The sequence below is a fragment of the Pseudonocardia sp. DR1-2 genome, assembly GCF_023717215.1.
GTDB lineage: Bacteria > Actinomycetota > Actinomycetes > Mycobacteriales > Pseudonocardiaceae > Pseudonocardia > Pseudonocardia alni.
This window is the reverse complement of the sequence record NZ_JAMQOF010000006.1, coordinates 352,587-374,332: the sequence shown is the minus strand read 5'-3', so window position 1 is coordinate 374,332 and position 21,746 is coordinate 352,587. Positions and strand designations below refer to the sequence as shown.

The following is a 21,746-nucleotide window of genomic DNA, read 5'->3' as shown; positions in this document are numbered from 1 at the left end:
GGCAGGCCCGGGGACGCCCCCAGAAGGCGAACGGAGACCGTTCACGCCCCGACCCTGCCCCGATCCGGGGGCGACGGCAGGGGGCGCGCGAGGCGCCCGCGGGCCCGTGCTGCGTATCGGTGAGCAGAGCAAAGCGACGACCGGCGAGCCCACCCCCGGCGCGGCACCCGGGCCGGGACGTCGATCCGGCGCCGCGGCGGTCGGTCCGGAGTGCCCGCGCGGCCGGGTCGCGGGGGAGGGGCGCCCGGGCGGGTCGGTAGCGTCGGGCCGGTGACGACGACGCTGCCCGCGCTGGACCTCACGTCCGACCCGGTGACCCTGACCGCCGCGATGGTCGACATCGCCAGTGTGTCCGGGGACGAGCGGCGCCTCGCCGACGCGCTCGAGGCCGCGCTGCGGACCCAGGCACCGCACCTGGAGGTGCTGCGGTCCGGTGACGCGGTGCTCGCGCGCACCGATCTGGGGCGTCCGCACCGCGTCCTGCTGGCCGGGCACATCGACACCGTGCCGATCGCGGACAACGTGCCGTCGCGCCGCGCCGACGGGATCGTGCACGGCTGCGGCACCTCGGACATGAAGTCCGGCGATGCCGTCTTCGCGCATCTCGCGGCCACGCTGCCCGAGCCGAGGCACGACCTCACCCTGGTGTTCTACGACTGCGAGGAGATCGAGGCGGAGCGCAACGGGCTCGGCCGCATCGAGCGCGAGCACCGGGACTGGCTCGACGCCGACCTCGCGATCCTCGGCGAGCCCACCGACGGCACCCTCGAGGCCGGCTGCCAGGGCACCCTCCGCGTCGAGCTGCGGACCGCGGGACGACGCTCGCACTCGGCGCGGTCGTGGCTGGGGGACAACGCGATCCACCGGGCCGGGGAGATCCTCTCGCGGCTGGCGGCGTACCGGCCGCGGTGGGTGGACATCGACGGCTGCGAGTACCGCGAGGGTCTGCAGGCCGTGCGGATCGGCGGCGGGGTCGCGGGCAACGTCGTCCCGGACGAGTGCGTCGTCACCGTGAACTTCCGGTTCGCCCCGGACCGGTCCGCCGAGCAGGCCGTCGAGCACGTCCGAGAGGTGTTCGACGGGTTCCCGCTCGTCGTCACCGACCTCTCGCCGGGTGCGCTGCCGGGCCTGTCCGCGCCGGCGGCCGCGGAGTTCGTCGCCGCGACCGGGGCCGTGCCGCGGGCGAAGTACGGCTGGACCGACGTCTCCCGCTTCGCCGCGCTGGGCATCCCGGCGGTCAACTACGGGCCCGGCGACCCGAACCTCGCCCACACCCGCGAGGAGCACGTCGCCGAGGACGCGATCACCGCCTGCACCGAGGTGCTGCGCCGCTACCTCGCGGGCCACCCCGCCTGACCGGAGCCGGCCGGCCGGGCCCGCGCCGACGACAGCGCCGACGACAGCGCCGACGACAGCGCCGACGACAGCGGCGACGACCCCACCGGCGGGGGCGGGTCGTCGCCGCCCGAATACCGTGATCGCCATGGCCGACGAGAACGCCGATCCCCGGACGCTGCACGAGAAGCAGCCCGAGAAGCAGCGTGGCCCGGTGGTGCTGCGCGGCGAACGCAGCATCGAGCCGACCACCACCGACCAGCGGCTGCTCGACTCCCGGGGCCCGGCCGACTGGGTGCACACCGACCCGTGGCGGGTGCTCCGGATCCAGGCCGAGTTCGTCGAGGGGTTCGGGATGCTCGCCGAACTCCCGCGCGCGGCGACCGTGTTCGGCTCGGCCCGCACGCAGGCCGGCTCCCCGGAGTACGAGCTGGGCCGCGAGCTCGGGGCGCGGCTCGCCGGAGCCGGGTTCGCCGTCATCACCGGGGGCGGCCCGGGCGCGATGGAGGCCGCGAACCGCGGTGCCTCCGAGGCGGGCGGGCTCTCGGTCGGGCTCGGCATCGAGCTGCCGTTCGAGCAGGGCCTGAACCCGTGGGTCGACCTCGGGATCAACTTCCGCTACTTCTTCGCCCGCAAGACGATGTTCGTGAAGTACTCGCAGGCGTTCGTCTGCCTGCCCGGCGGGTTCGGCACGCTCGACGAGCTGTTCGAGGCGCTCGTCCTCGTGCAGACCAAGAAGGTCACGAAGTTCCCGGTCGTCCTGCTCGGCAGCGCCTACTGGGGCGGCCTCTACGACTGGATCGCCAAGACCGTCCTCACCGACGGCAAGATCAGCGAGAAGGACCTCGACCTGCTGCACGTCACCGACGACATCGACGACGCCGTCGACGTGGTCAACGAGGCCTACCACGCCTGGGAGGAGACGCACTGATGGCCGGTCCGGAGCCCGGGTTCGCCGTCTGCGTCTACTGCGCCAGCTCCGACGGCGTCGCCCCGCACTACCTCGACCTCGCCCGGGAGGTCGGCCGTGCCGTCGCCGCCCGCGGCTGGACACTCGTGTCCGGCGGGGGCCGCAAGTCGATGATGGGTGCGGTCGCGGCCGGCGCCCGGGAGGCGGGCGGCCGCACCGTCGGGGTCATCCCGCGGTCCATGGTCGAGCGCGAGTGGGCCGACCACGACAGCGACGAGCTGCTCGTCGTCGAGAGCATGCGCGAGCGCAAGCAGCAGATGGAGGACCGCGCCGACGCGTTCCTCGCGCTGCCCGGCGGCATCGGGACCTGCGAGGAGCTCTTCGAGGTCTGGACGGCCGGATCGCTCGGCCTGCACGGCAAGCCGGTCGTGCTGCTCGACCCCGACGGCCACTGGGACGGCCTCGTCGACTGGGTCGCCGGCCTCGCCGACCGCGGGTTCGCCTCACGGGGCCCGATCGAGCGGCTGCGGCAGGTCCGCGGTGACGACTCCGCCCCGGCCGACCCCGCCGGGCTGGCCGGGGCGGCGCTCGACGAGTGCGCCCGTCCGCTCACCTGAGCCCGTGACCCTCTCCGCCCGGCTCGCCGCCCGCAAGGACGGCCGTCGCATCGCCGTCGTCCTGCCCGCCCTGGACGAGGAGGCGACGGTCGGTGCGCTCGTCGCCGGGCTGACCCGGCTGTGCGAGGGCCCGTCCCCGCTGGTCGACGACCTCGTCGTCCTCGACTCCGGGAGCAGCGACCGCACCGCGGAGCGCGCCGCGGCGGCCGGGGCACGGGTGCTCGGCCGCGAGCGTGCGGTGCCCGGCGTCCGGGTGCTGCCGGGCAAGGGCGAGGCGATGTGGCGCGCCGTCGTCGCCCTGGGGAACGGGCCGCGCCCGGCCGACCTGGTCTGCTTCGTCGACGCCGACCTCGTCGACCCGCACCCCGAGCTCGTCGAACGGCTCCTCGCGCCGCTGCTCACCCGGCCCGGGACCGCGCTGGTCAAGGGCTACCACCGGCGCCCGCTCACCGGCCCCGGCGGTGCCTGCGGCCCCGACGAGGCGAGCGGGCACGAGGGCGGCCGCGTCACCGAGCTGCTCGCCCGCCCCCTGCTCGCCGCGCTCCGCCCCGGGCTGCGGCACGTCCGCCAGCCCATCGGGGGCGAGTACGCCGCCACCCGCGAGCTGCTCGACCGGCTCCCGTTCGCGACCGGCTACGGCGTCGACATCGGCCTGCTGCTCGACACCGACGCCGACACCGTCGTCGGCGGGACCGCGGCCATCGCGCAGGTCGACCTCGGCGTGCGCCGGCACCGCAACCGCCCGCTGCACGAGCTCGGCCGCACCTCCCGCGAGGTCCTCGCCACGGCCCTGGCCCGCTGCGGGGTCGAGGACTCCGGCGCGGGACTCACCGCGTTCCTCCCCGACGACGTCCTCCCCGGCCACGTGCGCACCGGCCACGGTACGGAGACGGGATGGCGCACCGAGACCCGTCCGTTGCGCCAGGTGGACCGGCCCCCACCAGGCCGGGTGCGCGACGGGGGGTCCGCCGAGCCGGTGGTCGCACCCGCCGCCCGCGTGGGGTGAGACCCGTCGTCGGACCGGCGTGATGAGATGGCGGCATGGGGACCGCCCTCGCGTACGTGATCGTCCTGGCCGGCGTCGCCGCGCTGGTGTTCGTGTTGGCGGCCGCGGTCTTCGGCCGCGGGGAGGAGCTCGCCCCGCTCGCCCCGGACGCGACACCCACCCGGCTGCCCGCCCGCGAGGTCTCCGGAACCGACGTCCGTGATCTGCGTTTCCAGCAGGTGCTGCGCGGATACCGGATGGCTGAGGTGGACTGGGCACTCGACCGGCTGGCCGGCGAGCTGGACCGGGTCCGGACCGACCGGCACGAGCTGGCCGACCGGGTGGCCCGGTTGGAGGCGACGATCGCGCGGATGCGCGCCGAGGAGGACCCGGGTGACGAGCAACGACGGCAGTGGTGACGGCGGTACCGCGGGCAGGAGCGGGGACGGTCGCGACGGCGGGGTCGGCGACCGCACACCGGGCGTGCGGCCGGCCGGTGGCGGCCGGGTGGAGCTGACGGTCCCGGTCGACGTCAACGTGCCCGCCGACGTCCTGTGGGAGGTCGTCTCCGACCTCGAGGGCCAGTCGGACTGGATGCTCGGCACGACCGTCGAGATCACCGCGGGCGACGGCCGCTCGGTCGGCACCGAGCTGCGCGCGGTCACCGGGGTCGGGCCGCTCGGCGTCGCCGACACGATGCGGGTCACCGAGTGGACCGAACCGCCCGCCGGTGCGACGGGGGAGCGGCGGATCGTCGTCACCCACACCGGCACCGTGATCCGCGGCGACGGCGTGTTCGTCGTCGTGGAGCTGGGCCCGGCGCGGTCGCGGTTCCTGTGGACCGAGCTGCTCGACCTGCCGCTCGGCGCGCTCGGCCGGTTCGGCTGGCCGCTGGTGCGCCCCGCGTTCCGGGCCGGGGTCGCGCACTCGCTGCGCGGGATGGCCGAGCGGACCGAGGACCGCTACCGGGCCGGCCGGTGACATCGCCCGACCCCGCGGCCCACGACGACCGCCCCCGCTGCGACTGGGCGCTCTCGGCACCGGACTACGTCGCCTACCACGACGACGAGTGGGGCCGCCCCGTCCACGGCACCGCGGCCTGGTTCGAGCGCATGAGCCTGGAGGCGTTCCAGTCCGGGCTGTCCTGGATCGTCGTGCTGCGCAAGCGCCCGGCGTTCCGCGAGGTCTTCGCCGGCTTCGACCCGGACACGGTCGCCCGCTTCGGCGACGACGACGTGACCCGCCTCCTCGGCGACGCCCGGATCGTGCGCAACCGGATGAAGATCGAGGCCACGATCTCCAACGCCCGCGCCGTGCTCGACCTCCTCGACGCCGGCGACGACCTCGGCGCGTTCCTCGCCTCCTACGCACCCGACCCGGCCGACCACCCGCGCCCGGCACGGCTGTCCGACGTCCCCGGCTCCACACCCGCGTCGACGGCGCTGTCGAAGGCGCTCAAGAAGCGCGGCTTCCGGTTCGTCGGTCCCACCACCTGCTACGCACTCATGCAGGCGACCGGTCTGGTCGACGACCACGTCGCGTACTGCTGGCGTGCCGGGGCCGCCCCGGAGGGCCCGCGGGGGACCGGACCGGGGTCGCCGTAGCGTCGCCGGGCCGTTGCGCTGCGTGAACGCCGCGGGTATCGCTGCCGAGCCGTGATCGCCTCGGTTGCACCTCGGCGCCGGTGATGGGGGACAATGTGGTCCCACGGTCGGCGCGTGCCCCGAGCGCGCACCGGGGAACGACAGTTGTGGATGTTGACGGAGGACGGACGAATGGCCGCGATGAAGCCCCGCACCGGCGACGGGCCCATGGAAGTCACCAAGGAGGGCCGGGGCATCGTGATGCGCGTCCCGCTCGAGGGTGGCGGGCGTCTCGTCGTCGAGATGACCCCGGACGAGGCCACCGACCTCAGTGAGGCGCTGAAGTCGACCGTCGGCTGACGGCCGACGGAACGGACACGACGCGGCGGGACCGGGGAACCGGTCCCGCCGTCGTCGTACCCGGGCCTCGGTGACGGGCCTCAGGCCACCGACTCGTAGACCTCCAGCGTCCGCCGGGCCATCTCGGCCCAGGCGAACTCGGCGACCGCGCGCTCCCGGCCCCGCTCGCCCATCGTCGCGGCCCGCCGCGGGTCCGCGACCAGCCCGTTGACCGCCTCGGCCAGTGCCGCCTCGAACGCGGCGGTGTCGGCCGGGTCGTAGTGCGCGAGGAGGCCGGTCACGCCGTCGTCGACGACCTCCGGGATCCCGCCGACGTCGGAGGCGACCACGGCCGTACCGCAGGCCATCGCCTCCAGGTTCACGATGCCCAGCGGCTCGTAGACCGAGGGGCACACGAACACCGTCGCCGCCGACAGCAGCTGGCGGACCTCGGCGGTGGCGAGCATCCGCTGGATCCACACGACGCCGTCGCGCGAGGCGGACAGCTCCGCCACCGCCCGCTCGGTCTCGGCGGCGATCTCCTTCGTGTCCGGGGCGCCCGCGCACAGCACGACCTGCGCCGACGGGTCGAACCGGTGCGCCGCCGCGACCAGGTGCCCGAGGCCCTTCTGCCGGGTGATCCGGCCGACGAACACCACGAGCGGCCGGTCCGGGTCGACGCCGTGCGCCAGCAGCGCGTCGCGGGCCGGGTCGGGCGCGTAGAACTGCGTGTCGATGCCGTTGTGCACCACGTGCACCAGGTCCGGGTCGATCGCGGGGTAGGCGTTCAGCACGTCGCGGCGCATGCCGTGGGAGACCGCGATGACGGCGTCCGCCGCCTCGTAGGCGGTCCGCTCCACCCACGACGACAGCCGGTACCCGCCGCCGAGCTGCTCGGCCTTCCACGGCCGCAGCGGCTCCAGCGAGTGGGCCGTGACCACGTGCGGGCGCCCGTGCAGCAGGCCGCCGATGTGGCCCGCCATGTTGGCGTACCAGGTGTGGGAGTGCAGCACGTCGCAGCGCTCCAGCTCGGCGGCCATCGACAGGTCCACCCCGAGCGTGGTCAGCGCCGCGTTCGCCCCGTCCGGCAGCGGCGGCGCGGAGTGCGCGCGCGCGTCGGCCGGGGCGTCGCTGCCCGGTTCGGCGAAGCAGTGCACGTCGACGTCGACGAGCTCCCGCAGGGCGGGGACGAGATGTCCCACGTGGACTCCGGCGCCGCCGTAGACGGCGGGCGGGTATTCACGGGTGAGAAGGCCGACGCGCACGGGCCGGGACGCTACCGGGGCGGGCGGACGCGGCGCGAGGAGTCCGCCGGGCGATCGCTGCGTCCGATCCGGTCCGACCCTGCCCGGCGCGCCCGGACGTATGGCCCCGCCACCGGGCGCCCACTAGTGTTCACGCCATGCGACCGACCGCGTCCGGACGTCTTCCCGGAAGGGTTCTCGGCATCGTGCTGGCCGGTGGCGAGGGGAAGCGGCTCTGGCCGCTCACCGCGGACCGTGCCAAGCCCGCCGTCCCGTTCGGTGGCAACTACCGGCTCATCGACTTCGTGCTGTCCAACCTCGTGAACTGCGGGATGGACCGGCTGTGCGTGCTGACCCAGTACAAGTCGCACTCGCTGGACCGGCACATCTCGACGACGTGGCGGCTGTCGTCGGTGCTCGACCAGTACATCACCACCGTCCCGGCCCAGCAGCGGCTCGGCAGGCGCTGGTACACCGGCTCGGCGGACGCGATCTTCCAGAGCCTCAACCTGGTCTACGACGACCAGCCCGAGTACATCGCCGTGTTCGGCGCCGACCACGTCTACCGGATGGACCCGGCGCAGATGATCGCCCAGCACGCCGAGTCCGGCGCGGGCGTCACCGTCGCGGGGATCCGGGTGCCGCGGGCCGAGGCCAAGGCCTTCGGCTGCATCGCCTCCGACGAGACCGGCCGCATCACCGAGTTCCTCGAGAAGCCGTCCGACCCGCCGCACGTGCCGGACGACCCCGAGGTGACCTTCGCCTCGATGGGCAACTACGTGTTCACCACCGAGGCACTGCTCGACGCGCTGAAGACCGACGCGGCGAACGCCGACTCCGACCACGACATGGGCGGGGACATCATCCCGGCGCTCGTCGCCAAGGGTGACGCGCACGTCTACGACTTCGCCGACAACGTCGTCCCCGGCGCCACCGAGCGCGACGCCGGCTACTGGCGCGACGTCGGGACCATCGACGCCTACTACGACGCGCACACCGACCTCGTCTCGGTGCACCCGATCTTCAACCTCTACAACCAGCGCTGGCCCATCCGCACCGCGGTGCCCGCGCTGCCGCCGGCGAAGTTCGTCGAGGGCGGCATCGCGCAGGACTCGATCGTCGGCGCGGGCACGATCATCTCCGGGGCGATCGTGCGCCGGTCGGTCATCAGCCCGAACGTGTCGGTGTCGGGCGGTGCGGAGGTCTCGGACTCGGTCGTGCTGCCGGGCGCCCGGATCGGCCGGGGCGCGGTCGTGCGCCGGGCGATCCTCGACAAGAACGTCGTCGTCCCCGACGGCGCCCTGATCGGCGTCGACCTGAACCTCGACCGCAGCCGCTACACCGTCTCCAACGGCGGCGTCGTCGTCCTGGGCAAGGGCGTCACGGCGCAGTAGCGCTCACCTGCCGGTGTCGATGTCGCGTTCGCTCCGCTCACCTGCGGTGTCGGTGCCGCGTTCGCTCCGCTCACCTGCGGACGGCGCAGAGCATCCCGTCCGCGACCGGGAGCAGCGCCGACAGCAGGCGCTCGTCGTCGCGGACCAGCGCGGCGGTCTCGCGCAGTGCGGCCGTACCCGGGCCGTGCGCGGTACCGGGCTCGGCGACCCGGCCGCCGTCGAGCACACCCTCCAGCACCAGCACCCCGCCGGGCCGCAGCAGCCGGATCGCCTCGGCCAGGTAGCCGGGGTACTCGGCGGGGACGGCGTCGGCGACGACGAGGTCGTAGCCGCCGTCGGTCAGCCGCGGCAGCACCTCCAGCGCCATCCCGTTGATCAGCCGCGCGCGCCCGGGCCCGTACCCGGCGGCGAGGAAGGTGCGCCGGGCCGAGCGCTGCAGCTCCGGGTCGACGTCGATGGTGGTCAGCGTCCCGTCGCCGGCCATGCCGCGCAGCAGGTACAGCCCGCTCACCCCGGCTCCGGTCCCGATCTCGACGACGGCCCGCGCGGAGACCGTCGCGGCCAGCACCGACAGCGCCGCCCCGCCCGCCGCGGAGATGGGGTGCGCGCCCGCCGCCGTGCCCAGTGCGCGGGCCTCGCCGCACGCGTCGTCCTCGGCGAGGTAGCCCTCGGCGTACGCGGCCGCCCCCGCGGGTGTGCTCATGGCGCAAGATTATCGCCGCATGATCCGTCGTCGGTTTCACAGACTTCTCTCAGACGGGTTTCACATCCTCCTCATGGGTGGCGGGCAGTCTGTGGTGCAACGAACGAAGCCTCGCGGCCGATCGACACCACGACACGGTCGCGACTCCACGGAGGTGCCCCGCCCCGATGTCCGCCCCTCGCGCAACCGACGACGCCCCGTTCCGGGACGCCGCCGCCGGTACCCGCCCCGGTGAGGGTGCCGACTGGACCCCGCCCACCTGGGACGAGGTCGTCCGGGAGCACGCCGACCGCGTCTACCGACTCGCCTACCGCCTGTCCGGCAACCAGCACGACGCCGAGGACCTCACCCAGGAGACCTTCATCCGGGTGTTCCGGTCCCTGGCGTCCTACAAGCCGGGCACCTTCGAGGGCTGGTTGCACCGCATCACCACGAACCTGTTCCTCGACATGGTCCGCCGCCGCGCCCGGCTGCGGATGGAGGGGCTGCCCGAGGACACCGACCGGCTCCCGGGCGGTGGCCCCGAGCCCGAGACCGTGTTCGCGATCAACCACCTCGACCCGCACCTGCAGGCCGCGCTGGACGAGCTGCCCCCGGACTTCCGGGTCGCCGTCGTCCTGTGCGACGTCGAGGGCCTGTCCTACGAGGAGATCGGCGCCACCCTCGGGGTGAAGCTCGGCACCGTCCGCAGCCGCATCCACCGGGGCCGGACCGCGCTGCGGGCGTCGCTGGAGCGGCACCGCGCGGCCGCGGCGGAGGAGCAGGCGGTGGCATCCGACCGCGGTCCGGTGGCAGAGTTGGTCCCGTGACCGAGCGACGGCGTTTCCAGGTCGTCCCCCCGGACTGGGGGACGACCCACCTGACGCTCGAGGCGGTCGTCGCCTTCGTGGACGACGAGTTGGCCGCCGGTCCGCACGACCGCGCCACCCGCCACCTCGAGCGCTGCCCCGACTGCGCGGTGGAGGTCGCCGAGCAGCGGCGGGCCCGCACCGCGCTGCGCGGTGCCGACGCCCCCACGCTGCCGCCGTCGCTGATGTCGACGCTGCGCGCGATCCCGCAGGACACCGAGCTGCCCCCGCCGCCGGCGGGCCTGTCGCTCACCCCGGACGGCCAGCTCGTGTCGGTGCTGCGCCCGGCGCCGGTCGAGGGCGACCACGGCCGTCGCGCCGGCCGGTCGCGACGGGTGCGTCTGGGCACCGGCGCCGCCGTGTCCGGGCTGGCGCTCGGCGCGCTCGCGTTCGGTCTGCCCGCCGCCACGACCGCCACCCCGGCCGGGCCGGTCGTCCCCGGCCCGGGTGCCGCGGCCGTCGCCCGGTTCGCGGCCACCCCGGTGCCCGCCTCGTCGCGGCGGACGGCCGTCCCGGCCGCCACCACGGTGGGCTCGACCGGTGCGCCGCTGTCGCCGACGACCTCGGCCACGCCGACCGGTGACGCCGACATCTCCCCGACGCCCTGACGCGTCACCGATACACCGACTTCACCGCCCGCCGGGCAGGCTGTGCGGGTGTACTGGGTGGACGCCGTGCCGGCTGATCGATCGTCGGGAGCAGTCTCCCCGGGCTCCGGGGTGACCCGGTGAGCGACGACCGCGGCACCCGCCCGGACGGCGCAGCCGACCCGGAGGCCCACGGCTCCGCTCCGCCGCGGCTGCGACCCCGCCCGCTGGACCGTCCCGCGACCGATCCCGGCGAGCAGGCCGCCTTCGGCCGCCCGGACGGTGTCGGCAGCTCCTTCGCGCCGCCGTCGTCGCACCTCGGGTCGAACGGATCGCTGCCGACGGTGCCCCCACCGACCGCCGCGGTCGCCCGCGCGTTCGGCCGCCCGGACCGCACACCCGACGGCGACCCCGCCGGTGGTCTGCAGCGTCCGCCCGGTGCGTCGGGCGACGCGCTGCGCGGGGGTGAGCAGAGCGCCGAGCAGGACCCGTTCTGGCCCGGCGGCTCGACCGGCGACCCGTGGCGCGACCCGGGCACGCCGGTCGTCGCCGCCCCACCGCCCGGCGACGGCGACGGCCCCGGTGAGGGTCCCCGGCCCGACGGCCCCCGGCTGAGCGTCCGCGAGGTCCTGTTCGGCAGGCGGGTGCAGCCGCGCGCACTGGCGCTGCTCGGCGTGCTCGCCCTCGTCGTCGGTGCGGCGGGCGGCCTGATCGGTCACTGGACGGCCACCGCGGCGAGCGCACTGACCAGCCCCGGGGCCGTGCTGAGCGCGACCGAGCCCGCCCGGGAACGGCCGCCCGGCTCGGTGTCGGAGGTCGCCTCGCGGGTGCTGCCCGCGGTCGTCTCGCTGGAGGTGACCGTCGGCAACCAGGCGGGCAACGGCTCCGGCGTCGTGATCGACCCCGCGGGCTACGTGCTCACCAACGACCACGTCGTCGCGCCGGCGACCGGACCGGGCCAGGGCACCATCGAGGCCCTGTTCTCCGACGGCTCCCGCGTCCCGGCCACCGTGGTCGGCGCGGACCCGATGACCGACCTCGCGGTGGTCAAGGTGCCCGTCGCGAACCCGACGGTCGCCGCGATCGGCCGCTCCGGCGAGCTCGCCGTCGGCGACGCGGTGATCGCGATCGGGTCGCCGTTCGGCCTGGCGGGCACGGTGACGACGGGGATCGTGTCGGCCGTCGACCGCCCGGTGCGGCTCGACCCCGAGGGCAGTGCGGGCGACGCGGTGATCGACGCCGTGCAGACCGACGCCGCGATCAACCCCGGCAACTCCGGCGGCCCGCTGGTGGACGCGACCGGCGCCGTCGTCGGCATCAACACCGCGATCCGCAGCGCGGGCAGCGCCGAGTCCGGGGCGCAGGGCGGCTCGATCGGCCTGGGCTTCGCCATCCCGATCGACGACGCCCGCGCCATCGCCGAGGAGCTCATCCGCACCGGCCGCGTGGCGCACGCCGACCTCGGTGTCAACGCCCGCTCGGTCACCGACGGCGCCACCGACGGCGCCCAGGTGCAGAACGTCGTCGCCGGGGGACCGGCGGCCGCGGCCGGGATCGCCGACGGCGACGTCGTCGTCGACGTCGCCGGGCGCCCCATCGCCAGTGCCGACGAGCTCGTCGTCGCCGTCCGCGAACACGCCCCCGGCGAGCAGGTCCCGGTCGGTCTCGTCCGCCAGGGACGACCGCTCACCGTGACCGTCACGCTCGGGCAGCGCTAGTACCCGTACGCTGGCGCTGTGTTCGAGAACATCGGCATGCCGGAGATCCTCGTCCTGGTCGTGGCGGGGCTCTTCATCCTGGGCCCGGAACGGCTGCCCGAGGCCGCAGCCTGGGTCGGTCGCGCGGTCCGCCAGGTCAAGGAGTTCGCGAGCGGCGCCCAGAACCACCTGAAGAAGGAGCTGGGCCCGGAGTTCGACCAGATCCAGCAGCCCCTCAACGACCTGCGCAGCCTGCGCTCGCTCAACCCGCGCACCGCGATCACCCGCAGCCTGTTCTCCGACGACGGGTTCGCCGGCCCGGTCAAGCCGAACGGCTTCGCCCCCGGCGCCGGGACCGCCGCGGCGGCCGGTGGCGCGGCGGCGGCCGGGGGCGCGGCCGCGGCGAGCACCCCGCCGCCCGTCCGGGAGCCGCAGCCCCCGCTCGCCTCGGGCGAGAAGCCCCCGGTCGACTGGGACGCCACCTGAGCCCACCCGCTCCGACGCCCCCGGCGCCGCACCCGATCCCGGGGTGCGGCGCCGGCGTCGTACGGGACGGGGTCAGCCCAGCAGCGGGGGCCTGCGCAGGTGGTGCGTCGTCGCCTGCTGGTAGGCGTGCGCGGCGGCCAGCACCGTGGCGTCGGCGTGCCGCGGCCCGACGACCTGCAGCCCCACCGGCAGCCCGGCGGAGGTGAAGCCGCACGGCACCGACGTCGCGGGCTGCTGGGTCATGTTGAACGGGTAGGTGAACGGCGTCCACGACGTCCAGCGTGGGTCGTGCCAGCCCTCGGGGACCTCCCGGCCGCCCTCGAACGCGGTGATCGGCAGCGTCGGGGTGAGCAGCAGGTCGTACTCGGAGTGGAAGGCGCCCATCAGCGTCCCCAGCTCGTTGCGCACGGCCATCGCGCCCAGGTAGTCCAGCGCCGAGACCCCGGCGCCCTGCTCGGCGATCTCCACCAGCGCCGGGTCCATGGCCTTCCTGGCCTCGGCGCCGATCGGCTCCAGGGACTTCGCGGCCGCGGCGAACCAGAGCGTGTGGAACGGCTCGATCGGGTCGGCGAAACCGGGGTCGGCGTTCTCGACGGTCGCGCCGAGCTCACGGGCGAACACCGCGACCGCCTCGGCGACCAGCGCCGCCACCTCCGGGTCGACGTCGACGAAGCCGAGGGTGGGGGAGAACGCGATCCGCAGGCCCTGCGCGCCCCCGGCGAGCCGCTCGACGGCGGACTCGCGGGGCACGTCGAACACCCACGGGTCGCGGGTGTCGGGCTGGGCGACGACGTCGTGCAGCAGCGCGGCGTCGTCGACGGTGCGGGTCATCGGGCCGACGTGGGCGAGCGTCCCGAACGCCGAACCGGGGTAGTGGGCGATCCGGCCGTAGGTCGGCTTGTGCGCGACGGTGCCGGTGAACGCGGCCGGGATGCGGACCGAGCCGCCGGCGTCGGTGCCCAGCGACAGCGGGCCCATCCCCAGCCCGACCGCCGACGCCGAGCCCCCGGACGAGCCACCGGCCGTCCTCGTCGGGTCCCACGGGTTGGTGGTGACGCCGGTCAGCGGCGAGTCGGTCACGCCCTTCCACGCCAGCTCGGGCGTGGTGTTCTTCCCGATCAGCACCGCACCCGCGGCGCGGACCCTGGCCACCGGCGGGCCGTCGACCTCGAACGGCCCGTCCGGCGACGTCGTCGTCGAGCCGCGGCGGGTGGGCCAGCCGATCGTCAGGAGCATGTCCTTGATCGAGGTGGGGACGCCGTCGAGCGGCCCGACCGGCTCCCCGGCCTGCCAGCGCGCCTCGGAGTCCTTCGCCTGCGACAGCGCCGAGTCGGCGTCGACCAGGCAGAACGCGTTCACCGCGCCGTCGTGGGCCTCGATCCGGTCCAGCGCGTCGCGGGTGGCCTGCACCGGCGAGATCTCGCCGCTGCGGTAGCCCGCCAGCAGCTCGGTGGCGCTGAGGTCTGCGGTCGTCACGGCAGTCACACCTTTCCTGCGGATGAGCTCACGTACCCACGTTCGGGGTCCACCACGTTGCGCAGCTCCCGGCCGTCCCGGAAGCGCGCGAGGTTGTCGGCGAACAGCTCGACGAGCATGTCCTTCCAGCCGACGACGTCACCGGACATGTGCGGGGAGAGGAGCACGTGCTCCATCGTCCACAGCGGCGAGGTCGCGGGCAGCGGCTCGACCTCGAACACGTCCAGGGCGGCGCCGGCGAGCCGCCCGGTCGCGAGCGCGTCGGTCAGGTCGTCCTGCACGACGAGCGCGCCCCGGCCGACGTTGACGACCCGCGCCCGCTCGGGCAGCAGGGCGATCGTCCCGGCGTGCAGCATCCCGCGGGTGGCGTCGGTCAGCGGGGCGGCGAGCACCAGGTGGTCGGTGTCGGGCAGCAGGCCGGGCAGCTCGTCGAAGGCGTGCACGCCGTCCGCGGCGCGCCGGCCGACCAGCCGCACCCGCATCCCGACCGCGCCCAGCAGGTCGGCGACGGCGCGCCCGATCGGCCCGCTCCCGACGACCGTCGCGACCTTCCCGGCGACGGTCTCGGTCTCGCGGTGGCGCCAGGTCCGCTCCCGCTGCAGCGCGAGCGAGCGGGCGGTGTCCTTGGCGAACGCGATCACCGCGCCGAGCACGAACTCGGCGATCGGGCGGTCGAACACCCCGCGTGAGTTCGTCAGCGTCGCACCCGAGGCGAGCAGGGCGGGGAACGCGACCCGGTCGACGCCGGCGCTGGCGGTGTGCACCCAGCGCAGCGCCGCGGTGTCGGTGGCCCCCCAGACGTCCTTGACGGCGTCGGAGGTGAAGTCCCAGGTGAGCAGCACGTCGCTGCCGGGCAGGACGGCGGCGAGCTCGCCGGCGTCGGCGGCGAAGCGGAGACGTGCGTCACCGGCGTGTCGCTCGAGGCCGGGCGGGGTCTCCCCGCCGTGCAGCACGGCGACGGTGATGGGGTCCTGACCAGCGGAAACCGGCAACGGGAGATCCTGTCGGTAGGGAGGTCGGGCGGCGTTGACACGCTAGGAAGCGCACCTACGATTGTCAACAATCCGCGTATCGGACAGGGGGATCGGATGACGAAGCTGATCAGGATCGAGCTCGCGAAGCGTGGCGTCGCGTGCACCGCGAGGCTGCTGGAGGCCGAGGCGCCGCGCACCGCCGCGGCGGTCTGGGAGACGCTGGCCGACGGCCCGCGGGGTGGCGACGCGCAGCACGCCAAGTACGCCCGCAACGAGGTCTACACGATCGTCCCGCGGTTCGGCCCGCGGATCGGGCAGGAGAACCCGACGGTCACGCCCATCCCGGGCGACGTCTGCTACTTCGACTTCCACGGCGGGATGCTCGACAGTGCGTTCAAGGACGACCAGGGCATCGACGCCGCCGAGGGCGGGATCGACCTCGCGATCTTCTACGGGCGCAACAACCTGCTGCTCAACGGCGACGTCGGCTGGGTGCCGGGCAACGTGTTCGCCACCATCGTCGACGGGCTCGAGGAGATGGCGACCGCCTGTCACGACGTGTGGCGCGCGGGCAGCGTGGGGGAGCGGCTCGTCTACTCGCGGGCGTCGTGACCCTTGCGGTGACGCGGTCTCTGTAGGATTGTCGACAACATGAGCACGGTCGGATTCCTCTACCCGGGCTTCTCCGCCGAGGACGACTACCCGCGCGCCGAGAAGCTGCTGACCGACGGCAGCCGGCTCGCCCTCGTCCACACCGCGATGCCCGAGGACGCCCACCGCGAGGATGCGCTGCTGACCATCGGCGGCGACGAGGTCCTCGCCGACGGCGCGCGCCGGGTCGCCGCGGAGGCGGGCCCGCTGGACGCGGTCGTCTGGGCCTGCACCTCGGGGTCGTTCATCTTCGGCCCCGAGGGTGCCGCCCGGCAGGTCGCGGCGCTGGAACGGGTGTCGGGGGTGCCGACGTCGAGCACGTCGTTCGCCTTCGTCGACGCCTGCCGGCGGCTCGGGATCCGTTCGGTGGCGGTCGGGGCGACCTATCCGCCGGACGTCGCCGGCGCCTTCGTGCACTTCCTGACCCACCACGACATCTCCGTGCACACGCTGTCCGCCCGCGACATCATCACCGCCGCCGAGGTCGGGACATTGCCGCCCGAGACCGTGCTGGAGTTCGCCGCCGCGGTGGCCTCGGACGCGCCCGGCGCCGACGCGGTGCTGCTGCCCGACACCGCGCTGCACACCGTGGACGTGCTCGACGCGCTGGACGCACGCGTGGGCAGGCCGGTGCTGACCGCGAACCAGGTGAGCATCTGGCAGGGACTGCGTCTCGCCGGGGCCGACGTCGACCGTCCCGGCCTGGGGACACTGTTCCGGAGAGGGTGAGTCGTGGGGCTGGACGTCTCGGAGCTCGAGCCGGTGAGCCGGCGCTCCACCGCGGAGATCGTCGCCGACCGGATCCGTGCGGCGATCATGCGCGGCACGTTCGCGCCGGGCACCCAGCTCGGCGAGGTGGACCTCGCGAACCGGCTGGGGGTGAGCCGCGGCCCGCTGCGCGAGGCGATGCAGCGCCTCGTCGCCGAGGGTCTGCTGCGCAGCGAACGCCACCGCGGTCTGTTCGTGCGCGAGCTCGGTCCCGACGACGTCCGTGACGTCTACCTGGCCCGCACCGCCGTCGAGCGGGCCGCGGCGCTCAAGGTGCTGGAGGGTGACCGGGCGGCGGCCGTCGTCGCGCTGGAGATCCCGCTCGGCGTGATGGCCGCCGCGGCCGAGGCGGGCGACGCCGTGGCCCTCGCCGACGCCGACCACGACTTCCACGCCGCGCTCGTCGCCGCGTCGGGGAGCCCGCGGCTGCGCCGGATGACCGAGGGTCTGCTCGTCGAGACCCGGATGTGCCTCGCCGCGTTCCAGCAGACGGCCCCGCCCGCCCGGGCGCTGCTCGCCGAGCACGAACGGCTGCGCGACGCCCTGCGCGACGGCCGCACCGAGCTGCTGCTCGACCGGTTGGCCGCCCACATGGACGACGCCGTCACCCGCATCCTCGCCGCGATGCCCGGGGCGGCCTGAGCGCCTGTGAACCGAACCGCCGGACACCCCGGGGACTAGTTCGCATACGTAACATGTCGGCACGTGGTGGGTGTCCTCGAAGGTTTCCTGGTCATCGGCGTCGTCGTGGTCGTCGGGTACGTCCTCGGCCGCGGAGGCCTGCTCGGTGACCAGGGTTCGAAGGTCCTCGCCCGCACCGCCTTCTTCGTCGCGACGCCCGCGCTGCTGTTCACCACGCTCAGCCGTTCGGACGTCGGCGCCGTCCTGTCCTCTGGGCTGGTCGTCACCGCGCTCACCAGCACCCTGGCCTGCCTGCTGTTCGTGCCGGTCGCGCTGCTGCGCCGCCGCCCGGCAGGCGAGGTCGTCGTCGGGTCGATGGCGTCCGGCTACGTCAACGCGGGCAACCTCGGCATCCCGATCGCGGCCTACGTGCTCGGCGACTCCGCCGCCGTCGCCCCGGTGCTGCTGTTCCAGCTCGCGATCCTGACCCCGCTGTTCACCACCCTGATGGACGTCCTGCCCGGCGACGGCCGCGGCGAACGCCCCGGGTGGGTCCGGGTCGCCCTCGCCCCGCTGCGCAACCCGATCGCGATCGCCACCGCCGCCGGGCTGACCGTCTCCGCGACGGGCGTCGTGCTGCCCGAGCCGGTGACCGCCCCGGTCGAGCTGCTCGCCGACCTCGCGGTGCCCGCCATGCTGCTCGCGTTCGGGATCTCCCTGCACGGCGCCCGTCGCCCCGGGACGGGGGAGACCGCGGGCTCGGTGTGGACCGCCGTCCTGATCAAGAACGTGCTGCACCCGCTGATCGCGTGGGCCTTCGCCGCGGGTGTGCTCGGCCTGACGGGCCCGGCGCTGCTCGCCGCGGTGGTGCTGGCCGCCCTGCCCACCGCGCAGAACGTGTTCGGCTACGCCGTGCGCTACGACCGCGCCGTCCCGCTGGCCCGCGACGTGGCGCTGGCCTCGACCGTCGTCGCCGTCCCGGTGCTGCTGGTGATCGCCGCACTACTGGCCTGACCAGGGCTTCCTCGTCGCCACGTCCGGGACGTGGGGGTCCTTCGCCCGTCCCTTTGCTCTGCTCACCGATACGCAGCACCGGCCCCGCGCCGGCGCCGGGCGGCCGCACGACGGGCCGGCCACCCGCGTCGAGCGTGCGCCGAGATGCATCCCAGCGGGCGGTGGAGATCGACAACTCCCGTCGAGCTGCATCTCGACGCCGCCGAGGGCTGTCCGCCCGGCAGCGCGGGCCCGCCCGGGGTCGCAGCGCCGGGGCGTTCCGGGCGCGTGCTGCGTATCGGTGAGCAGAGCAAAGGCGGGCCCGACCGACCCTTGCCCGGACCCACCCGCCCGTGTTTCCCTAGGATTGTCGACAACTCGACAACCCGAGACGCACCACCCTCGACGCATCAGGAGCTGCGAACCCATGGCACAGCTGTCCCCGCTGCTCAAGCAGGCCACCCCGGTCCAGGCCGCCCGCGGTGAGGGCGTCTACCTGTACGACACCGATGGGCGCCGCCACCTCGACTTCACCGCCGGCATCGGCGTCACCTCCACCGGGCACTGCCACCCGACGGTCGTCGCGGCCGCCCAGGAGCAGGTGGCCACGCTGATCCACGGCCAGTACACGACCGTGATGCACCAGCCGCTGCTGACGCTGGTCGAGCGGATGGGCGACGTGCTGCCCGAGGGCATCGACTCGGTGTTCTTCACCAACTCCGGCTCCGAGGCCGTCGAGGCGTCGGTGCGGTTGGCCCGCCAGGCCACCGGCCGGCAGCTGATCGTCGCGTTCGACGGCGGCTTCCACGGGCGCACCATGGGTGCCGCGGCGCTCACCACCTCCGGGGCGAAGATCCGGGCCGGGATCGCCCCGATGATGGGCGGGGTCGCGTTCGCGCCCTTCCCCTACGCCTACCGCTACGGCTGGTCCGAAGAGCAGGCCGTCGCGTTCGCCCTGTCCGAGCTCGACCGGCAGCTGGCGAGCACCGCGCCGGCGTCCGACGTCGCCGCGTTCATCGTCGAGCCGGTGCTCGGCGAGGGCGGCTACGTCCCGACCCCGCCCGCGTTCCTGCACGGGCTGCGCGAGCGCGCCGACCGGCACGGCATCCTGCTGATCGCCGACGAGGTGCAGACCGGCTACGGCCGCACCGGGAAGTTCTGGGGCCACCAGCACGCCGAGGGCCTCACGCCGGACATCATCGTCACTGCCAAGGGGCTCGCGTCCGGCTTCCCGCTCTCGGCCATCGCCGCGCCGAAGGCCCTCATGGAGAAGGCGTGGCCCGGCTCGCAGGGCGGTACCTACGGCGGCAACGCCGTCGCCTGTGCCGCCGCGCTCGCCACGCTCGAGGTCGTGCAGGGCGAGGGCCTGGTCGAGAACGCCCGCGTGCAGGGCGAGAAGCTCCTCGCCGGCGTCCGGGACGCCGCGCAGGGCATCGCCGCCATCGGCGACGTCCGCGGCCGGGGCCTGATGGTCGGCATCGAGTTCGTCGACGCCGACGGCAAGCCCGACGGCGCGACCGCGGCGAAGGTGCACGCCGCGGCCGCCGCGCAGGGCCTGCTCCTGCTGACCTGCGGCGTGTACGGCAACGTCGTCCGGATGATCCCGGCGCTCGTCGTGACCGCCGAGCAGGTCGACGAGGCCCTGGCGCTCTGGACCAAGGCACTGAACGACGCGCTGTCCTGAGATCCGCCCCCGGGGGAACGGACGAGGCCCCGCACACCTGCCGGTGTGCGGGGCCTCGTCGTCGTCGGAGGTGCGGGTCAGCGCCCGACGGGGGAGATGTTCAGGCTCATCCCGGCCAGACCGCGGGCCTTCACGGTCAGCTTCTCCGCGATGGCGTCGAGGGCCTGCGCCGCGGCCGACTCCGGCTTGCCGAGCACGATCGGGGTGCCGGCGTCGCCGCCCTCGCGCAGCGCGACGTCGAGCGGGATCTGGCCCAGCAGCGGCACCGTGGTGCCGACCGTGCGGCTCAGCGAGTCCGCGACGATCTGCCCGCCACCGGAGCCGAAGATCTCGTTGCGCGAGCCGTCGGGCATCTCCATCCAGGACATGTTCTCCACGACCCCGGCCAGGCGCTGGCGGGTCTGGGTGGAGATCGACCCGGCCCGCTCGGCGACCTCGGCGGCGGCCTGCTGCGGAGTGGTCACGACCAGCAGCTCGGCGTTCGGCACGAGCTGGGCGGTGGAGATGGCGACGTCGCCGGTACCCGGGGGCAGGTCGAGCAGCAGCACGTCCAGGTCGCCCCAGAACACGTCGGCGAGGAACTGCTGCAGCGCGCGGTGCAGCATCGGGCCACGCCAGACGACCGGGGTGTTGCCGTCGGTGAACATGCCGATCGAGATGACCTTCACGCCGTGCGACTGCGGCGGCATGATCATGTTCTCGATCTTGGTGGGCCGGTCCGCGGCACCGATCATGCGCGGGACCGAGTGGCCGTAGATGTCGGCGTCGACCACGCCGACCTTCATCCCGCGCCGGGCCATGGCCGCGGCCAGGTTGACGGTGACCGAGGACTTGCCGACGCCGCCCTTACCGGACGCCACGCAGAACACGCGGGTCAGCGAGCCGGGCTGGGCGAAGGGGATGACGGGCTCGTCGGCGTCGCCGCGCAGCGAACGGCGCAGCTCGGTGCGCTGCTCGTCGCTCATCACGTCGAGCTCGACCTCGACCCGCTCGACGCCGGGGACCTTCGAGACCGCCTCGGTGACGCGGGAGGTGATCGTCTCGCGCATCGGGCAGCCCGCGACGGTCAGGTAGACCCCGACGTGGGCGAGGCCGTCGGCGGAGACGTCGACGCTCTTGACCATCCCCAGCTCGGTGATCGGCTTGTGGATCTCCGGGTCCTCGACGGTGCCGAGGGCTGCGCGCACGGCCTCGACGACGGTGCTGGTGCTGCCGGTGACGGACATGGGCTCCTACGACCTCTTTCCTCTCGCGTCACCCCATGCTACGTGGGTGCTTCCGCGGTCTCCGGGTCACCGGCGGTGTCGCCCGGCACGTCCGCGCTGACGAGGTGGTGCGGGTGTCTCTAGCATTCCTGCGATGGACGACACGAGTGGCACCCCGACGCGCGAGCACCCGGCGCGCCGCCGCGTGGTCCCGACCCCGGCCGAGCTCGCGTCGTGGCGCAGCTTCCTGCGCGCGCACGCGGGCGTCACCAGACAGCTCGAGACCGAGCTGGAGGGCGAGCAGCAGCTGTCCCTGGCCGCCTACGACGTGCTGGTCCAGCTGTCCGAGGCGCCCGGCCACCGGCTGCGGATGACCGAGCTGGCCGACGCCGTGCTGCTCTCCCGCTCCGGGGTCACCCGGCTCGTCGACCGGCTGGAACGGGTCGGGCTCGTCGCCCGGGCCAAGGTCGCCGACGACGGCCGCGGGGTCACCGCCCGGCTCACCGACACCGGCTACGACCGCCTGCGCACCGCCGCGGTCACCCATCTGCGCGGGGTACGCGCGCACTTCGTCGAGCGGCTCGACGCCGACGACCTCGCGGCGCTCGAGCGCATCATGGGCCGCCTGGTCCCTGAGCGCTCCTGA

The 21,746-nt window shown here is 74.5% G+C and carries 24 protein-coding genes; 19 read left to right on the top strand and 5 right to left on the bottom strand.

What is annotated here, in order from left to right; translation table 11 throughout:
* Window positions 1-282 precede the first annotated feature (282 nt).
* From dapE to ND486_RS19865, 8 genes are all read left to right on the top strand, one after another.
* A complete protein-coding gene (gene dapE, locus ND486_RS19900; RefSeq protein WP_251785946.1) occupies window positions 283-1,356 on the top strand; it encodes a succinyl-diaminopimelate desuccinylase in 1,074 nt (357 codons plus the stop codon).
* Between the two features lie 127 nt (window positions 1,357-1,483).
* Entirely contained in the window at window positions 1,484-2,266 is a 783-nt protein-coding gene (locus tag ND486_RS19895) for a TIGR00730 family Rossman fold protein (protein WP_251785713.1), read from the top strand.
* Entirely contained in the window at window positions 2,266-2,862 is a 597-nt protein-coding gene (locus ND486_RS19890; protein WP_062400459.1) for a TIGR00730 family Rossman fold protein, read from the top strand. Before ND486_RS19895 ends, ND486_RS19890 begins: the two co-directional genes overlap by 1 nt.
* Window positions 2,863-2,866: 4 nt before the next feature.
* Window positions 2,867-3,868, top strand: coding sequence for a glucosyl-3-phosphoglycerate synthase (locus ND486_RS19885; RefSeq protein WP_251785712.1), 1,002 nt, complete (start codon window positions 2,867-2,869; stop codon window positions 3,866-3,868).
* Between the two features lie 35 nt (window positions 3,869-3,903).
* Window positions 3,904-4,266 (top strand): DivIVA domain-containing protein, encoded by a 363-nt coding sequence (locus ND486_RS19880; protein ID WP_178374339.1) that lies wholly within the window; start codon window positions 3,904-3,906, stop codon window positions 4,264-4,266.
* Window positions 4,241-4,828: an SRPBCC family protein gene (locus tag ND486_RS19875; protein ID WP_374107440.1), complete on the top strand. Its 588-nt coding sequence runs from the start codon at window positions 4,241-4,243 to the stop codon at window positions 4,826-4,828. Before ND486_RS19880 ends, ND486_RS19875 begins: the two co-directional genes overlap by 26 nt.
* Window positions 4,825-5,451: a DNA-3-methyladenine glycosylase I gene (locus ND486_RS19870; protein WP_208819304.1), complete on the top strand. Its 627-nt coding sequence runs from the start codon at window positions 4,825-4,827 to the stop codon at window positions 5,449-5,451. Before ND486_RS19875 ends, ND486_RS19870 begins: the two co-directional genes overlap by 4 nt.
* A 171-nt stretch (window positions 5,452-5,622) precedes the next feature.
* Entirely contained in the window at window positions 5,623-5,790 is a 168-nt protein-coding gene (locus ND486_RS19865; protein WP_010241564.1) for a DUF3117 domain-containing protein, read from the top strand.
* An 80-nt stretch (window positions 5,791-5,870) separates the two neighbouring features.
* Here the strand turns inward: ND486_RS19865 and glgA are convergent, their stop codons facing one another.
* On the bottom strand, window positions 5,871-7,034 hold the full coding sequence (glgA, locus tag ND486_RS19860; RefSeq protein ID WP_251785711.1) for a glycogen synthase: 1,164 nt from the start codon (window positions 7,032-7,034) through the stop codon (window positions 5,871-5,873).
* Between the two features lie 137 nt (window positions 7,035-7,171).
* On the opposite strand from glgA, the gene glgC reads away from it, so the two are divergent.
* Window positions 7,172-8,407, top strand: a complete 1,236-nt coding sequence (glgC, locus tag ND486_RS19855) for a glucose-1-phosphate adenylyltransferase (protein ID WP_251785709.1) — start codon at window positions 7,172-7,174, stop codon at window positions 8,405-8,407.
* A 70-nt stretch (window positions 8,408-8,477) separates the two neighbouring features.
* Here the strand turns inward: glgC and ND486_RS19850 are convergent, their stop codons facing one another.
* Window positions 8,478-9,110, bottom strand: coding sequence for an O-methyltransferase (locus tag ND486_RS19850; protein ID WP_251785707.1), 633 nt, complete (start codon window positions 9,108-9,110; stop codon window positions 8,478-8,480).
* Between the two features lie 167 nt (window positions 9,111-9,277).
* Between ND486_RS19850 and sigE the strand changes: the two genes are divergently transcribed.
* The 4 genes from sigE (at window position 9,278) to tatB (ending at window position 12,728) form a co-directional block, all read left to right on the top strand.
* The gene (gene sigE / locus ND486_RS19845; protein ID WP_062400471.1) at window positions 9,278-9,919 is read left to right on the top strand and encodes an RNA polymerase sigma factor SigE; all 642 of its coding nucleotides are present in this window, start codon (window positions 9,278-9,280) and stop codon (window positions 9,917-9,919) included.
* Window positions 9,916-10,566, top strand: coding sequence for a zf-HC2 domain-containing protein (locus ND486_RS19840; protein WP_251785706.1), 651 nt, complete (start codon window positions 9,916-9,918; stop codon window positions 10,564-10,566). Before sigE ends, ND486_RS19840 begins: the two co-directional genes overlap by 4 nt.
* 119 nt (window positions 10,567-10,685) lie before the next feature.
* Window positions 10,686-12,263 (top strand): S1C family serine protease, encoded by a 1,578-nt coding sequence (locus ND486_RS19835; protein ID WP_251785704.1) that lies wholly within the window; start codon window positions 10,686-10,688, stop codon window positions 12,261-12,263.
* Between the two features lie 18 nt (window positions 12,264-12,281).
* On the top strand, window positions 12,282-12,728 hold the full coding sequence (tatB, locus tag ND486_RS19830) for a Sec-independent protein translocase protein TatB (RefSeq protein WP_251785702.1): 447 nt from the start codon (window positions 12,282-12,284) through the stop codon (window positions 12,726-12,728).
* Between the two features lie 72 nt (window positions 12,729-12,800).
* Here the strand turns inward: tatB and ND486_RS19825 are convergent, their stop codons facing one another.
* Window positions 12,801-14,204, bottom strand: coding sequence for an amidase (locus ND486_RS19825; RefSeq protein ID WP_224403481.1), 1,404 nt, complete (start codon window positions 14,202-14,204; stop codon window positions 12,801-12,803).
* Between the two features lie 5 nt (window positions 14,205-14,209).
* Window positions 14,210-15,196 carry a D-2-hydroxyacid dehydrogenase gene (locus tag ND486_RS19820; RefSeq protein ID WP_251785701.1) on the bottom strand — a complete coding sequence of 329 codons (987 nt, stop codon included), beginning with the start codon at window positions 15,194-15,196 and terminating at the stop codon, window positions 14,210-14,212.
* A gap of 96 nt (window positions 15,197-15,292) precedes the next feature.
* On the opposite strand from ND486_RS19820, the gene ND486_RS19815 reads away from it, so the two are divergent.
* The 5 genes from ND486_RS19815 to ND486_RS19795 all read left to right on the top strand — a co-directional run bounded on the left by ND486_RS19815 (window position 15,293) and on the right by ND486_RS19795 (window position 19,895).
* Window positions 15,293-15,790 (top strand): DUF3830 family protein, encoded by a 498-nt coding sequence (locus tag ND486_RS19815; protein ID WP_251785695.1) that lies wholly within the window; start codon window positions 15,293-15,295, stop codon window positions 15,788-15,790.
* Between the two features lie 39 nt (window positions 15,791-15,829).
* Window positions 15,830-16,558, top strand: coding sequence for a maleate cis-trans isomerase (locus ND486_RS19810; protein ID WP_251785694.1), 729 nt, complete (start codon window positions 15,830-15,832; stop codon window positions 16,556-16,558).
* 9 nt (window positions 16,559-16,567) lie between these two features.
* Complete coding sequence (locus ND486_RS19805) at window positions 16,568-17,239, top strand: GntR family transcriptional regulator (protein WP_202416334.1); 672 nt, start codon at window positions 16,568-16,570, stop codon at window positions 17,237-17,239.
* 63 nt (window positions 17,240-17,302) lie between these two features.
* Window positions 17,303-18,232, top strand: a complete 930-nt coding sequence (locus ND486_RS19800; RefSeq protein WP_251785693.1) for an AEC family transporter — start codon at window positions 17,303-17,305, stop codon at window positions 18,230-18,232.
* Between the two features lie 406 nt (window positions 18,233-18,638).
* Window positions 18,639-19,895: an aspartate aminotransferase family protein gene (locus ND486_RS19795; protein ID WP_251785690.1), complete on the top strand. Its 1,257-nt coding sequence runs from the start codon at window positions 18,639-18,641 to the stop codon at window positions 19,893-19,895.
* Window positions 19,896-19,972: 77 nt separating this feature from the next.
* Here ND486_RS19795 and ND486_RS19790 read toward each other — a convergent pair whose 3' ends face one another.
* Entirely contained in the window at window positions 19,973-21,121 is a 1,149-nt protein-coding gene (locus ND486_RS19790) for an Mrp/NBP35 family ATP-binding protein (RefSeq protein ID WP_062400483.1), read from the bottom strand.
* Window positions 21,122-21,254: 133 nt separating this feature from the next.
* Between ND486_RS19790 and ND486_RS19785 the strand changes: the two genes are divergently transcribed.
* Window positions 21,255-21,746, top strand: a complete 492-nt coding sequence (locus ND486_RS19785; protein WP_251785689.1) for a MarR family winged helix-turn-helix transcriptional regulator — start codon at window positions 21,255-21,257, stop codon at window positions 21,744-21,746.

Coding starts and splice junctions, on each gene's coding strand:
- glgC (WP_251785709.1), top strand. CDS start 7,172: ATGCGACCGACCGCGTCCGGACGTCTTCCCGGAAGGGTTCTCGGCATC.
- ND486_RS19880 (WP_178374339.1), top strand. CDS start 3,904: ATGGGGACCGCCCTCGCGTACGTGATCGTCCTGGCCGGCGTCGCCGCG.
- ND486_RS19795 (WP_251785690.1), top strand. CDS start 18,639: ATGGCACAGCTGTCCCCGCTGCTCAAGCAGGCCACCCCGGTCCAGGCC.
- ND486_RS19890 (WP_062400459.1), top strand. CDS start 2,266: ATGGCCGGTCCGGAGCCCGGGTTCGCCGTCTGCGTCTACTGCGCCAGC.
- ND486_RS19895 (WP_251785713.1), top strand. CDS start 1,484: ATGGCCGACGAGAACGCCGATCCCCGGACGCTGCACGAGAAGCAGCCC.
- sigE (WP_062400471.1), top strand. CDS start 9,278: ATGTCCGCCCCTCGCGCAACCGACGACGCCCCGTTCCGGGACGCCGCC.
- ND486_RS19865 (WP_010241564.1), top strand. CDS start 5,623: ATGGCCGCGATGAAGCCCCGCACCGGCGACGGGCCCATGGAAGTCACC.
- ND486_RS19810 (WP_251785694.1), top strand. CDS start 15,830: ATGAGCACGGTCGGATTCCTCTACCCGGGCTTCTCCGCCGAGGACGAC.
- ND486_RS19785 (WP_251785689.1), top strand. CDS start 21,255: ATGGACGACACGAGTGGCACCCCGACGCGCGAGCACCCGGCGCGCCGC.
- ND486_RS19815 (WP_251785695.1), top strand. CDS start 15,293: ATGACGAAGCTGATCAGGATCGAGCTCGCGAAGCGTGGCGTCGCGTGC.
- ND486_RS19850 (WP_251785707.1), bottom strand. CDS start 9,110: ATGAGCACACCCGCGGGGGCGGCCGCGTACGCCGAGGGCTACCTCGCC.
- ND486_RS19790 (WP_062400483.1), bottom strand. CDS start 21,121: ATGTCCGTCACCGGCAGCACCAGCACCGTCGTCGAGGCCGTGCGCGCA.